This is a genomic window from Flexibacter flexilis DSM 6793, assembly GCF_900112255.1.
In the GTDB taxonomy this organism is placed as follows: Bacteria; Bacteroidota; Bacteroidia; order Cytophagales; family Flexibacteraceae; genus Flexibacter; species Flexibacter flexilis.
In genome coordinates this window covers 29,829-42,900 of sequence record NZ_FOLE01000007.1, presented here as the reverse complement: position 1 = coordinate 42,900, position 13,072 = coordinate 29,829, and the positions used below count along the sequence as shown (strand labels likewise).

Sequence of the window (13,072 nt, the reverse complement as noted above, 5' to 3'; positions counted from 1 at the left end):
TTAGTTTTTCTGATTAGCAATAAATTATTATTCAAGTATTTCATCTTTTAGTACAATTACAGTTCCCGTAGTTTCACTTTCGTCATTGATAATTGGAGAAATTAGGGCTTTGGAGATGTCGTAGGATTGCCCGCCGTGTACGGCATATGTTTGGGCTGGTAAACGCAAGGAAATTCCCGTTCGTAATACATAGCGTAATGGATTTCCTTCAAACTCTTTGGCATCTGGGATATTCCATTCTAATACATCGTCTAAATGTCGGCTACCAATTTCTTCTTTAGAAATCCCAAGCCGTGCTTCAGCCAAAAAATTCATAAAATTAACTCGTCCAGCTCGGTCTGTTGTAATGACACCTTTGCCCATACTTTTGAGTGTTATTGCTAATCGTTCTTCTGCTTCTTTTATTCTTTTCTCTGTTCTGTATTTAAAAAAGGCCATTTCTATGCAAATACTTAACTCTCTTTCTTCAAATGGCTTGAGTATGTAACCAAATGGCTCTGTTATTTTTGCTCTGGCCACGGTGGCCACGTCCGCATAGGCCGTCAGGTATATAATGGGCGGTGCTGTCTTGGGATTTCTACTTCTGATTTCTTCGGCGGCAGCAATGCCGTCTATACTATCGCGTAGCTGCACATCCATCAGAATTAAGTCTAACTCATCTTTGTATTCTTCTGCTTTTTGCACAGCCTCATGTCCTGAATGTACAACATCTAACACCGTATAGCCTAACTGCAAAAGCGTATGGCGCAGGGCATAAGATATAATCACTTCGTCTTCTACTACTAATATTTTTGCTGAAGTTTCTTTCATCTGTACATCTTTATTAATTTTCGATAAGATAAATTGCTTCAACAAAATAAGCGATTTTGCCTTGATACACAAATTTTGTGTGTTTTTTCGGCAAAAAACGGCCAATACAAAATAAATATGAATATAGTATTCTGCTGATTAATATTTATTTTGTAATAAAACCCTTGTTCGTATATAATATACAATAGTATATAGCAAAATTATTAAAAATTTTTATAGTCATGGTTATAAATAAGTTGTAATTTATAACTATATAAAGTAAATTACCAGTCTAAAAAACACTCAATACCAATGCAATTAGGTAATAATATTAAGAAAATACGAGAGCTGCATAATCTCACACAAGAGTATATGGCAGGTCGCTTGGGTATTTCTCAGGCCGCTTATAGCAAAATAGAAAACAACGAACTGAAAATGAATCAGGAAAAATTACTGAAGTGCTGGAAACAGACATAGAAGCAATTAAAAGCTTTGATGCGACATTTATTTTTAACAATCATTCCAATCATAACAGCAATATTTATAATGTCTTTTCTTCGGAAAAAAAGCACTATGAACGACAAATTGAGCTTCTAGAAAAACATATTTCAAGTTTAGAAGCGCATATCCAAACGCTTCAGACAGAAGTTACTATTTTACGAAGTAATCCAACTGGCACGAACTAGAAGCGTATTTCATTTTTTATTATTTGTTTAACGAATGGATTAAACCATTTCGGAGGCTACACGTCCAAGCCAACGAAAATGATTTACAAATCCTCTTAAATAAATAAAAAATGAAAAAACTAACTTACTGGGCAGCTATGCTCGCCATTGCAGCAACTACTTTCACGCAAACAGCCTGCAAAAAAGATGATGACGCTTTTGACTCGCAAACCATGCAAGACAATAACAGCGCAGAATCAGAGTTTGACGATGCCAGCAGCATCGAACAGGACGTAATGGACAACAACGATAGCAGCTTGGGCGGACGTACTGCCGCCAGCATCGAAGCCACTTACGACGATGGCGTAAAAGTAATTATCAACAATTCGGCCAAAACCATTTCCATTGATTTTAGCCCCAACGGAACACCAACCACAGGCCAAGACGGCACACAACGCAAAGGTAAAATCTTGATTTCTTACACAGCACGTTTGCGCGAAGTAGGCTCAGTGGTAACGACTACCTTTGATAGCTATTATGTGAAACGCCCTACAGCTCTTGATTTCACGAAAGTAGAAGGCACTAAAGTGGTGACAAACAAAAGCGTAAGCAACGGCATTTACACTTTTGAACGCAAAGTAAGCAACGGCAAACTTACTTTCCCGAATGCTCAGACGTTCACTTGGGCGGCTACACGTACCATCGAATGGAATTCTGGTGGCACTTACACGAATCGTTGGGACGATACTTTCACCCAAAAAACAGGCTCTTTGGCCAACGGCACAACACGCGTCGGCAGCACTTTCACTGTAAGCGTCGAATCTGATGTAGTGGTGAAAACTTCTTGCCAAAAACTTCGCCGTTTCCGCCCCGTAAGTGGCAAAGTAAAATATGTACTCGGCGACGGTAACCCACGCGTAATTGATTACGGCAACGGCGATTGTGACAACGTGTTTACGATAACCGTCAACGGAAAAGTTTATACCGTTACTCAAAACGGATAATTCCAGCAAAATTCTGTCTGTATGAAGGGTGCAGGCAAATTTCTTAGCTCTCTTGCAAAAAGTGGCGATTCGGTTGAGTTGCCACTTTTTTTTGTTTTTATCAATTATCTTGCACAAAAATTATATATCAAATCTATCATGCTTGATATTCGTTATACCAGTCATTTTTTGCATAAACTGGAAGATGTTTTCGCCGAGTCGAATTATGTGTTGCGCTACGAAAAAGGCAACTTCAAATCGGGCTATTGCGTACTGAAAAACACCAAAGTAATCATGGTGAACAGCTATTATCCACTGGAAGGAAAAATCAATTGCTTGATAGAAATTTTGCGCACATTGCCCATCGAAACGGCTGGATTTTCGGAGAAAAACACTAAATTTTTTGCACAAATCACAGCTTCATAACAATCTTTTCTCTATTCTTATTTTACGCTTATGTCCCAGAAATTCTTTCGGATTTATAGCTCGTCGGCTGGTTCGGGCAAAACCTACACGCTTACACGCGAATATTTGCAACTGGTCATGCGCGACCCGCACCAGTTCAGGCACATTTTGGCCGTAACCTTCACCAACAAGGCGACCGAAGAAATGAAAAGCCGCATTATTCAGACCCTGCGCGGCTTGGCGCAAGGCCAATCTTCGCCGTTGGCTACCGAATTACAGGAATTTACGGGACTGAGTGCGGCAGGTTTGCGCGAGCGCGCCAATGAGGTTTTGTCGTTGATTTTGCACAACTACTCGCAGTTTGCCATCAGTACCATCGACAGTTTTTTTCAGAAAATACTTCGTGCTTTTGCTCGCGAAACAGACCTTAGCACTAATTTTCGGCTGGATTTGGATACGCAATCCGCTATCAATGAAGCTATTAAGTTGCTGTTGGAAGATGCAGGCAAAAACGAAATGCTTACACTTTGGCTCACGCAATTTGCCGAAACGCGCATCGAAGAAGGCCAAACATGGGACATTCAGAAAGATATTTTACAGCTTGCCAACGAGATTTTTAACGAAAATTTTTCGCGATTTGAAGCCGCGCTTCGTCCGCATCTGGACGACAAAAACTTTTTGGTGAAATACCGCGAACAAATCGCCAAGATGCGTCGCGATTTGGAAACCAAAATGCGTGAGTTGGGACAAAAAGGCGTGGCACTGATGCAGTCGCATGGCTTGGACGTAGCGGATTTTGCTTTCGGGAAAAGTGGTGTAGCCAATTATTTTTATAAAATACAAAAGCCTGATAACTACGACTTTGGAACAAGAGTACAGACCATCGTAGAAACACCCGAAGACCTTTCTAAGTGGTATTCCAAAACCAGCAAACAACAAGAATCTATCGAAAATGTAGTGGCTGGCGGCTTGCTGCAATTGCTTTTGGAGGCAACGGATTTGTACCAAACACAAGGACTTTCGTACAAAACCGCCAAAGAAGTGTTACGGTATTTCTATACGTTGGGACTTTTGGCCAATATTGCCGTCAAACTTCAGCAGTACCGCGACGAAAACGACGTTTTTTTGATGGCCGATGTGCCGCGTTTTCTCAACGGCATCATTGCGGGCAGCGACGCGCCGTATTTGTACGAAAAAGTCGGCAACACGTACAGACATTTCTTGATTGATGAGTTTCAGGACACGTCTAATATGCAATGGGAAAATTTTAAACCATTGGTAGAGAATAGTTTAGCTGAAGGAAATTTGAATTTGATTGTAGGCGATGTGAAACAATCTATTTACCGTTGGCGCGGTGGCGACTGGAAACTTTTGTTGGAAAAAGTAGAAAAACAAATCGGTTCGTACCAAACCGAACGCCGCTATCTGAACAACAATTGGCGAAGCAAACAAAATGTAATCGCTTTCAACAATAGTTTTTTTGTGGCAAGTGCCAATCTTTTGGCCGAAAAATTAGAAGCCGAGCCACATCTTAGCCCAGATATTTTGGCCGAAGTGCAGAAAATCCCGACGGCCTACGCCGACGTGTACCAGATTTTCCCCGAAACCAAACGCCAACAATCCGACAAAGGTTTGGTGCGAGTAGAATTTATTGATAAAGAACAAGATAGCGAACAAGAAACCGACGACGAGGCCGACAACGAAACAACGACAAGCCGCGTGACGGGTTGGAAACAAATTGCCCAAAAACGTTTGGTAAAAATTGCTGAGCAACTCCAAGAACGCGGCTTGGCGGCTTCTGATATTGCGTTTTTGGTGCGCAATAGTTTGGACGGAATTTTGGTGGCACAAGCACTTTTGGACTACAAAAATAGCGCAGAAGCCCAACCGCAACGATATGTGTATGAGGCAGTTTCGGCAGATTCGTTGCTCTTGGAAAGTGCCAGTTCCGTGCGGCTGCTTGTGTCGTTGCTGGCGTATTTGCACAACACCGCCAACCGCATCGCGTCGGCGCACGTGCTGTACGAATATTGCAGTTACATCAAACCGAGTTTGTACAAAACGCCCGTCCCGACACCCGAAGAACTCAACGAACTTTTTGGAGGCGTAACATACCGTTCGGCACAACATAGTTTGGAACTTTTCCAACGCTTTTTGCCTGCGGCTTTTATCGAAAAACGGCCTTCATTCAACAAAATGGCCATTTATGAACTCACCGAGCAGCTTATCGCGATTTTTGAACTCAATAAAATAGAGGCCGAACGCGCCTATTTGCAAGGTTTTCTGGACGCGATACTCGAATACAACCGCACAGGCAACGGCGATATGAGTTCGTTTGGGGAATGGTGGGAGAAAAAACGCCAAAAACTTTCGGTGCGCCTGCCCGAAGGCCAAAACGCCATGCAAATTATTACGGTGCATAGCTCCAAAGGGCTGGAATATCCTGCCGTAATTATTCCGTTTTGCGATTGGGATTTAGACCATAACGTAAAGCACCACAACATTTTGTGGGCAAGCACCGACACCGAACCGTTCGGCCAATTGCCTATTTCGCCGATTCGTTATGGCAAAGAATTAGGTCAAACTGTTTACGCCAAAGATTATTACAGCGAAAAAATACAGGCTTATTTGGACAACCTGAATTTGTTGTATGTGGCTTTCACGCGCCCCGAAAATACCTTGATTTGCCTGTGCCCAAAGCCCAAAGGCATTGGCAAAAACAACGAAGTAAAAGTAAATCGCGTAAGTGCTTTGCTCTACGAGGCCATTCGCACAACCAACATACAGCCTACCGCAGAAAAACCTGATTATCTGCCGCTTGCACATTATTTTGATGAAGAAGCCAACGTGTTTGAAGTGGGGCAATGGCCTACGCAAACGGCGCACGAAAGCAATAACAATGCTTTTGTGATGCAGCATTTCAGGGCTGAAACATGGCGCAACCGACTGAATTTGCTCACGCAGTCGCGGGGATTTTTTGAGCAAGACGAAAGTAAAAAGCTGCGCTATCAGAAAGTTAGTTTCGGCTTGATGCTCCACGACATTATGGCCAGTATTCGCACGGCCAAAGACCTGAAAACGGCGTTGGCCAAGCCGTATTTTGAAGGCCAAGCCAGCGAAGCCGAAGTACGTGAGTTGCGCGACCGCGTGCGCCAAGCCTTAGCCAATCCGCAAATGGCGGCTTGGTTTTCGGACGAATGGAGCATTTACAACGAGTCGGATATTATTTTGCCCAACGGAAAAATTCGTCGCCCCGACCGCGTGCTTATCAAAGACCAAAACGCCGTTGTGATTGATTTCAAGACTGGCCAAAGCCACCCCAAGCATACCGAGCAAGTGCAAGAATATATGGGTTATTTGCAAGAAATGAATTATAAAACTGAAGGTTATTTGGTATATTTGCCCGCTACGGCGCAAGGCCAAGAGCTAAAAATACAGCCTGTACTATCTCTTTAACATCATTTTTTAAATAAATACTAAATATGAAAAACAAATTTCTGCTACTGTTATTTACTTTTTTAAGCCTTCATTCTTTTGCGCAAATTCGTTATCAAAAAGGTTATTTTATTGATAATGAAGGCAAAAAAATAGATTGTTTTATCCGAAATGTTGATTGGAAAGATAATCCTAAATACTTTGATTATAAGCTGACCGAAAATGGAGAAAAACAAACAGCCCGAACAACGACCGTTAAAGAATTTTCGGTAGAAAATGAATCCATTTATAAATGTTTCATTACGGAATGGGATGTGTCTTCTAATACTGTGAATGATATTTCTGACGAACGTCAGCCGTACATGAAAAAAGATACAATTTTCTTACGCCAATTAGTCGAAGGGAAAGCCAATTTGTATTTATTTGAAAAAGGCGACATGAAGCGTTACTTTTTCACGGTAGATTCTATGGTGACTCCCCAACAACTTATTTACAAAAGATACAAAACTACCAATAAGAGTAGTGGTAGAAGCTATATTGTTAAAAATACAAGTTATATAGCTCAATTACAACAATTTATTAGGTGTAAAGATGCGCCAATTACTTCTTTTAGCAACATTAAATATACTAAAAACGACATGATAAAAACGTTTGATAAGTATAATCAATGTAGTGATACGAGCAAGATAAAACCTACTATTATGCCAACTGTTGCGCGTAAAGTAATGGACGTTTCGGTCAAAGCTGGACTTTATCAAAGCACGGCACAAATAATAGATAATACTGCTTCTGTTACTGATTTTGATAAACAAGTAGCTTCTCGCCTTGGATTTGAATTTCAGTATTATTTACCATTTAATAAAAATAAATGGGCTATTATTGTAGAGCCTACATACAGTCACTTTACGGGAGAAAAAACGACTAAAAAAGATAATTATTATTACCAAAATTCAAAGCTGAAATATCAATTTTTATCATTTGCATTAGGCGTAAGACATCATTTTTTTATTAATAAAAATAACACCATTTTTGTCAATGGTTTTTGGATATGGAATAAACCAATTAATAATTCTAATGCTAAGATCGTTTATTCCAATAATTCGTATGGTTACCAAACCACAACTCCATTAAATAACTCTAATAATATTGCCATTGGATTGGGTTATCGATATAAAAGAGCCAGTATAGAAGGGCGTTATCTCGCATCACGCGACATCATCAAAGATTCGGGTATTGCTGTCCAATACAAATCTATGGGTGTTACGCTTGGCTATACGCTTTTTAGTAAATAATTTACCAAATAAAAATCCCGCATAAAACTAATTTTATGCGGGATTTACTTTATATTTTTAATTCATTGCTTTTTCTGAAACCTTTTCGTCTATAACGCGACGCGTAAAAAGCAATCGGCGTTTCCAGTAACCCGAAATACTAGAGACAACAACGCCTCTACGGCTTGCACTGTGAATAATACGCAATGGTTGCCCTGGATCCGAAATAACAATTGCGGCATGATTGACGCGTGTCCAAGTTCTGGCACTATAGTAACGTTGACGGCCTTTTCCTTTTTTGCGGCGGCGCGAGTAGCCCGAATAACCAAAAAATACCAAATCGCCTTTGCGTGCTTCTTTGAGGCTTACTTTTTCGCCAATACGTGCCTGTAAATAGGAGCAAGGCGGCAATTTAACCCCAAAACGCCCGAACACATAGCCCGTAAAACCCGAACAGTCAAAGCCGCGCGGCGTTTTGCCGCCCGAACGATAACGCGTACCCAAATAACGACGTGCCACAAATACCAAGCTGTCGCGGAACTCGTCTTCCATGCCCACAGGGTTGCGCCACTCCGTTAGGTTGGTCGGTTCTATTACGGGTTGGGGATTAAGAAATGTTTTATTAACGATAAAAGGAAAATGGCTACGGCCGACGATTCTGCGTGTGTTTCGTGTGTTGATTGACTCCAAACTATCTTCCGCAGGAAAATCGGCCAGTGCTGTTTGTACTGATGCGGGATTATCTGCTTCACTCGGTGCGTCCCAGCCATAGCTTGGGCGCGAACTTGGTTGCTTTTTGCAAGCAGCCACTACAAGTAATAAACAACTCAATCCTATAATCTTTTTTATAGTAACCAAGCCCTGATACCTTGCTCGAAGTGAGAATATGTTTTTCATAACAATCTAAAATTTAATATGTGAGGTCGTTAGCCTCGACAAAAACAATGCAATCTTGGATAAAGAGTACGAAACGAGGCGCAAAGGTAGCCCTATGCACCAAGTAATGCAAGGTTTAATTGCTTTTTTTGAAAATTGTAACGAAAAAATCTAATTTTTGTTGTACTAAACTTGGTTTAACATTAGGGGTTCTACTTTTCCGTCTTCCGAAAAAGTGTACAAATTCATCTGTTTTCCATCAAATTTCCCAAAAGAATATGTATTGAACCACTCGCCCAAATTGATATACTGGGCATGCTGACTTACAGGCAGTTGTAAGGCTAAATGTCTATGTCCGAAGATGTAATAATCATGCGGGTTTTGTAGGTGAAAATCGCGGCAATATTGCCAAAGCCATTCGCCTTCGCCCAAAAAATGTTCGTCTGTGCCTTTTTTGTCGTTGTGGCTGCGGCTGCTCTTAGACCACGCGTCCGCGATGCCCATGCCTACGTTCGGATGAATCCAGCTAAAAAGCCACTGGCATACTTTACTATCAAACGCAATTTTCAGGAGTTTGTAGGTGTAGTCGCCACTTCCCAAGCCGTCGCCATGCCCAACGTATAGTTTTTTATCGCCGACTTGCCACGTCTGGGGTGCACGAAAAACAGGAATATTGAGTTCTTTTGGGAAATAATCGAACAGCCACATATCATGGTTGCCCGTAAAAACGTACACAGGAATCCCCGCATCGGTAAGCTGCGCCAATTTGCCCTGAAAACGAATAAACCCTTTGGGAATCACGTGTTTGTATTCAAACCAAAAATCAAAAATATCGCCAACTAATACAATGGCCGCCGCTTGCGGCGCAGCCCAATCCAACCAACGCACGATACGGTCTTCACGGCGGCGACTTTTCTCGTGTGTGGGCGAACCCAAGTGAAAATCAGAAGCAAAGAATATTTTTTTCCCTTCAGGAAGTTGATTAATGGTTGGTATCACGTCTTTTTAGAATGAATTTACTGGCAAGTTTGGCCGATGGCCTGCATGGTTTGCGGATTGAGTTGGGACAAATCGTTCGTGGTACGGAAACGTTTTTTTACACCATCCAACACACAATCACAATATTGGTCGGGGTTTACTTTTTGGGTTTGCGCTGCCATTTTCAGGCAACTATCTTTAAAGGCTTGTTCTACGGCGGGTTGCCAAACGATGGCATCGCGCTGTGCGCTATCGGCACAATCCATGGCGTAAGTGGCCAACTGTTCTGGCGTAAGCTCGTGTATGTCGTCGGGATTGGGGTAAGCCTTCATCAAATTATTAAGCATACAATCGCAATACACTTCAGGATTGCCAAAATTCGAATTAGTCGCGCCGCGCATACAATCTTGTCGGAACTTTTCTTTTTCTTCGTCTTCCCAACGAGGCGTACAAGCTGCCAATGTGAGCAACAAAAGCCAAACAAATTTATTTTTCATTTTTCAAAATAAAATAGATAAGGCCAAGATATGGCAAAATTTCATTTCACTCAAAACAATGCGTGCGAAAAAAGCAAACATAAGCCTTTTTCGCACGCAGATAATTTATTGATAAGTAACCAATTAGTCAATTTTGTAACGCGTAAACCACAAATTATCGTTTAGCACAAAACCTAAACTAATACGGAAGTAGTTTTCTTTGATGCCGCTGTTTTGAGTAGTTCCGCGCTGACCTACGGCCAAGCCCAAATTAACCATCGGATACATGAACTTTGTTTCTTTACGGAAAATAGGTAATCCCATTCCTAAGCCCACGTACATATCATTGATTTTTTGCCCGTTTACGGTAATGGGCGTTTGCTGAAAATTAAGACCAGCTCTATAAGTAACTTTGTTCCAATAGCCCGCTTTATGATAACCCGGAATCCATTCACCACCAACAGCAGCCATATAAGCGGCATTCATGGCCGAATTTGAGGTTGTGTTATTATTTTTCAATTTCGTCCAATCTGTATAAGAGAAGTCGGCAGCTAACTTCCATTTCAAAGGAACGCCCATTCCCAAACCCACGCGATAAGTGGCAGGCATCGTAAAATTTGTTTTTTGATTTATACTACGCTCGTCTATTTCTACTGTTCCGCCTTGACCATCATATTCGTATATTTTATTGTCGTAACGAAGATTGCCCGACGAACCTAACTCAATAGTAGCTCCTATACCTATATATTTGCGGCTAGCTGTATCTATAATTGCTTTATAAAAAACACCTGGTTTAAATAGAATGCGTGAATAATAATCACGCTTGTTTACAGAAAATGAGTTGTTATCTGATGCTGGCAATATTTGTACAACAGACTCATTAGTAAGCGTTCCAAATAAATAATTGGCCTGTACACCTACCGACAAATTGGGCGTAATGGCGTAGCCTGTTGCCAGAAAAACTTTAGACAAACTACCAGAACCTTTATAGGCATAAATAGCTGAGGCTGTGTCTGTGGCAGTATTCATTACCGTTGTGGTATTGAGCCAATAGTCCACCGACGAATAAGGAGAAAGGCCAAAGGCGGCTGTCATTTTCTTGGTAATCGGAAAAGAAAACGCAAGGTTGGTCAGGCCACCACCCGTGCTTGTTTCGGAAGCCGAAGACGTACTCATTTTCTTTCTTTGCCCATACAAATCTATCTGAAAATTGGTAACACGATTGTACGTGAGCAAAGCAGGATTTAACAAATTGATGTTTTCGTCAGAAGGAGCAGCTACTCCTGTTTCGGCCATGCCCATTGCACGGCTGCCACCTTGCGAAGACAAATCGCCCAAACCAAAACGTGAATAAGGGGAGTGCCCCGTTGTATTTTGTGCCAGAGCACCATAAGCCAGCCAGCAATTCAAGGCCATCAGCCCGACGATACGTTTACAATTCATTATTATATTCTAAAATCCTGTTTAATCCTATATGAACTAAGTCCGAAACTACAAATATTGTCTTTTTTAGTTGGCTTTCAAAAAAAGCCGCATCACCGCCACAAATAAGCACCTGCAAATCTGCATATTGCTGCTCATAACGACCAATTATTCCTTCCAACTCGGCCACTGTTCCATTCACAATGCCACTCAAAATGGCCTCGTGTGTGCTTGTGCCAATCAGCGGCGTTGGGCTAAGGTTTTCTACTAACGGCAAACGCGCCGTAAAAGTATGTAGCGCATTGGCTCTCATGTGCAAACCTGCCGAAATAGCTCCGCCCCGATAGTCTGCCGAAGCCTCCACAAGGTCGAAAGTAATGCAAGTGCCCGCGTCTATCACCAAGCAATTTTTTTGCGGAAATAACACCATAGCACCCACCACCGCCGCGATTCTATCCAGCCCCAAAGTATGTGGCGTGGCATAATGATTCCGAAACGGAACGGGTGTTTGTTGGCTGAAATTCAAATAGTTAGCCAATCCGAATGCTTCTTTCCACTTCAACCCATCGGCTTGCGCTACAGACGAAACAATTACATTATCTATCTTATAATCTGTGAGTTGGGTAGGCAAAACTTTATAAAACACGTGCAGCAATTTTGAGCCTTCAAACAAAGCTGCTTTCGTGCGCGTATTGCCGATGTCTATGGTCAAATTCATGCCCCAAAGTAAGGTATTATTTAAATAAAAATAAGGGCATCAATATCTTTACTTTTTAACAATAACTATTTTTTGTACATAATTGAGCGTGGTGAAAACTCCATAACCGCCTTGTACGGTGGCTTGCGCAGAAGCGGGTTGCGTAAACGGATTTCCGTTAGAGCGTTGCGCATTTTCCAAAGACCGCAAAAAATCAAAATACGGCTTTTCGATATTGAATACGCGCACGTACAATGTATCTTCTAATTTATAGCGGTAATTGGTAAAAAATGGAAAACTTTGGCCGTTAAACACTTGATCTTGGAACGTGCGGTCAAAATCCGCACCACCCGTCAGGCTATCTCTGTTCACCAAAATACGGTAATAATTTTCTGCATTGGGATCATCTTTTATCCACATACGCAGCGAAGCTGTCGTGTCTTTTTCCTGAAAAATCAACTTTACGCTATCTATCACAGGTTCGGGCAAAAAACGCGTAGTGCCTGTGAGGTGTCGGCCTTTGGGGTCGGTGATGTCTATGGAATAAACCGCATTGTAGTCAGGAACGGTATTGGCATAATTACGGTGTGTGTAGATTTTGCGATACTGCAAATCGTACATTGGACTGTAAGGCAAAGCCTGTGTTTGACCTTTTTTGGTAATGGTTACTCGCGCATCTTTCACGGTCGTTTCGGCCAAAGTATCAAAGTAGCTAGAACTTTCGGTAAGCAACGCACGCATCGGCTTTCCTTTTTCCAAATAACATTCTACCACCAAGCCTTGTTCGTAAGTAGGTAAGTCGATAGTTACATTTTTCTGAAAGTCGCAGGCGGGCAGCAGCACCGCTAACATTGCCACTGCTATACTCTGATATAAATGCAAGTTTTTCATTATTGTTTTGATGATTGATTTGCCTTTAAACAAACGAAAAATCACATTGTTTAATTGTAAGATATGTATAGAAAATCACAATAAAATATCTAAGAAACTATATTATTTAAATAAACACTGTACACTTATTTGTATGTAATAAAAAAATAATGTTATGTGTAATAAATATTCTGTAATCTAATAA

General features: G+C 41.4%; 12 protein-coding genes. 5 read left to right on the top strand and 7 right to left on the bottom strand.

All coding sequences use genetic code 11. The features are described 5' to 3' along the window. Positions 1 to 27: 27 nt before the first annotated feature. Complete coding sequence (locus tag BM090_RS11805; RefSeq protein ID WP_143083956.1) at positions 28 to 810, bottom strand: response regulator; 783 nt, start codon at positions 808 to 810, stop codon at positions 28 to 30. Positions 811 to 1,101: 291 nt separating this feature from the next. On the opposite strand from BM090_RS11805, the gene BM090_RS11800 reads away from it, so the two are divergent. The 5 genes from BM090_RS11800 (at position 1,102) to BM090_RS11780 (ending at position 7,569) form a co-directional block, all read left to right on the top strand. Then, a complete protein-coding gene (locus BM090_RS11800) occupies positions 1,102 to 1,266 on the top strand; it encodes a helix-turn-helix domain-containing protein (protein WP_221405394.1) in 165 nt (54 codons plus the stop codon). Positions 1,267 to 1,585: 319 nt separating this feature from the next. Beyond that, positions 1,586 to 2,458, top strand: coding sequence for a hypothetical protein (locus tag BM090_RS11795; protein ID WP_091513006.1), 873 nt, complete (start codon positions 1,586 to 1,588; stop codon positions 2,456 to 2,458). A gap of 138 nt (positions 2,459 to 2,596) precedes the next feature. Continuing rightward, positions 2,597 to 2,863, top strand: a complete 267-nt coding sequence (locus tag BM090_RS11790; protein ID WP_091513570.1) for a hypothetical protein — start codon at positions 2,597 to 2,599, stop codon at positions 2,861 to 2,863. A 30-nt stretch (positions 2,864 to 2,893) separates the two neighbouring features. Continuing rightward, positions 2,894 to 6,298, top strand: a complete 3,405-nt coding sequence (locus BM090_RS11785; protein ID WP_091513003.1) for a UvrD-helicase domain-containing protein — start codon at positions 2,894 to 2,896, stop codon at positions 6,296 to 6,298. Positions 6,299 to 6,324: 26 nt separating this feature from the next. Next, entirely contained in the window at positions 6,325 to 7,569 is a 1,245-nt protein-coding gene (locus BM090_RS11780) for a PorT family protein (RefSeq protein ID WP_091512999.1), read from the top strand. Between the two features lie 57 nt (positions 7,570 to 7,626). Here BM090_RS11780 and BM090_RS11775 read toward each other — a convergent pair whose 3' ends face one another. The 6 genes from BM090_RS11775 to BM090_RS11750 all read right to left on the bottom strand — a co-directional run bounded on the left by BM090_RS11775 (position 7,627) and on the right by BM090_RS11750 (position 12,888). Beyond that, positions 7,627 to 8,379, bottom strand: a complete 753-nt coding sequence (locus BM090_RS11775; RefSeq protein ID WP_221405393.1) for a C40 family peptidase — start codon at positions 8,377 to 8,379, stop codon at positions 7,627 to 7,629. Positions 8,380 to 8,610: 231 nt separating this feature from the next. After that, positions 8,611 to 9,423, bottom strand: coding sequence for a UDP-2,3-diacylglucosamine diphosphatase (locus BM090_RS11770; RefSeq protein WP_091512992.1), 813 nt, complete (start codon positions 9,421 to 9,423; stop codon positions 8,611 to 8,613). 17 nt (positions 9,424 to 9,440) lie between these two features. Beyond that, complete coding sequence (locus BM090_RS11765; protein WP_091512988.1) at positions 9,441 to 9,899, bottom strand: hypothetical protein; 459 nt, start codon at positions 9,897 to 9,899, stop codon at positions 9,441 to 9,443. A 123-nt stretch (positions 9,900 to 10,022) separates the two neighbouring features. After that, positions 10,023 to 11,321: a BamG family beta-barrel-assembly machinery protein gene (locus BM090_RS11760; protein WP_091512985.1), complete on the bottom strand. Its 1,299-nt coding sequence runs from the start codon at positions 11,319 to 11,321 to the stop codon at positions 10,023 to 10,025. Then, the gene (locus tag BM090_RS11755; protein ID WP_091512981.1) at positions 11,311 to 12,018 is read right to left on the bottom strand and encodes a type III pantothenate kinase; all 708 of its coding nucleotides are present in this window, start codon (positions 12,016 to 12,018) and stop codon (positions 11,311 to 11,313) included. Before BM090_RS11755 ends, BM090_RS11760 begins: the two co-directional genes overlap by 11 nt. A gap of 48 nt (positions 12,019 to 12,066) precedes the next feature. Then, positions 12,067 to 12,888, bottom strand: a complete 822-nt coding sequence (locus BM090_RS11750; RefSeq protein ID WP_143083955.1) for a DUF4249 domain-containing protein — start codon at positions 12,886 to 12,888, stop codon at positions 12,067 to 12,069. Between the last annotated feature and the right edge of the window lie 184 nt (positions 12,889 to 13,072).

Coding starts and splice junctions, on each gene's coding strand:
- BM090_RS11750 (WP_143083955.1), bottom strand. CDS start 12,888: ATGAAAAACTTGCATTTATATCAGAGTATAGCAGTGGCAATGTTAGCG.
- BM090_RS11790 (WP_091513570.1), top strand. CDS start 2,597: ATGCTTGATATTCGTTATACCAGTCATTTTTTGCATAAACTGGAAGAT.
- BM090_RS11805 (WP_143083956.1), bottom strand. CDS start 810: ATGAAAGAAACTTCAGCAAAAATATTAGTAGTAGAAGACGAAGTGATT.
- BM090_RS11760 (WP_091512985.1), bottom strand. CDS start 11,321: ATGAATTGTAAACGTATCGTCGGGCTGATGGCCTTGAATTGCTGGCTG.
- BM090_RS11765 (WP_091512988.1), bottom strand. CDS start 9,899: ATGAAAAATAAATTTGTTTGGCTTTTGTTGCTCACATTGGCAGCTTGT.
- BM090_RS11755 (WP_091512981.1), bottom strand. CDS start 12,018: ATGAATTTGACCATAGACATCGGCAATACGCGCACGAAAGCAGCTTTG.
- BM090_RS11780 (WP_091512999.1), top strand. CDS start 6,325: ATGAAAAACAAATTTCTGCTACTGTTATTTACTTTTTTAAGCCTTCAT.
- BM090_RS11800 (WP_221405394.1), top strand. CDS start 1,102: ATGCAATTAGGTAATAATATTAAGAAAATACGAGAGCTGCATAATCTC.
- BM090_RS11785 (WP_091513003.1), top strand. CDS start 2,894: ATGTCCCAGAAATTCTTTCGGATTTATAGCTCGTCGGCTGGTTCGGGC.
- BM090_RS11795 (WP_091513006.1), top strand. CDS start 1,586: ATGAAAAAACTAACTTACTGGGCAGCTATGCTCGCCATTGCAGCAACT.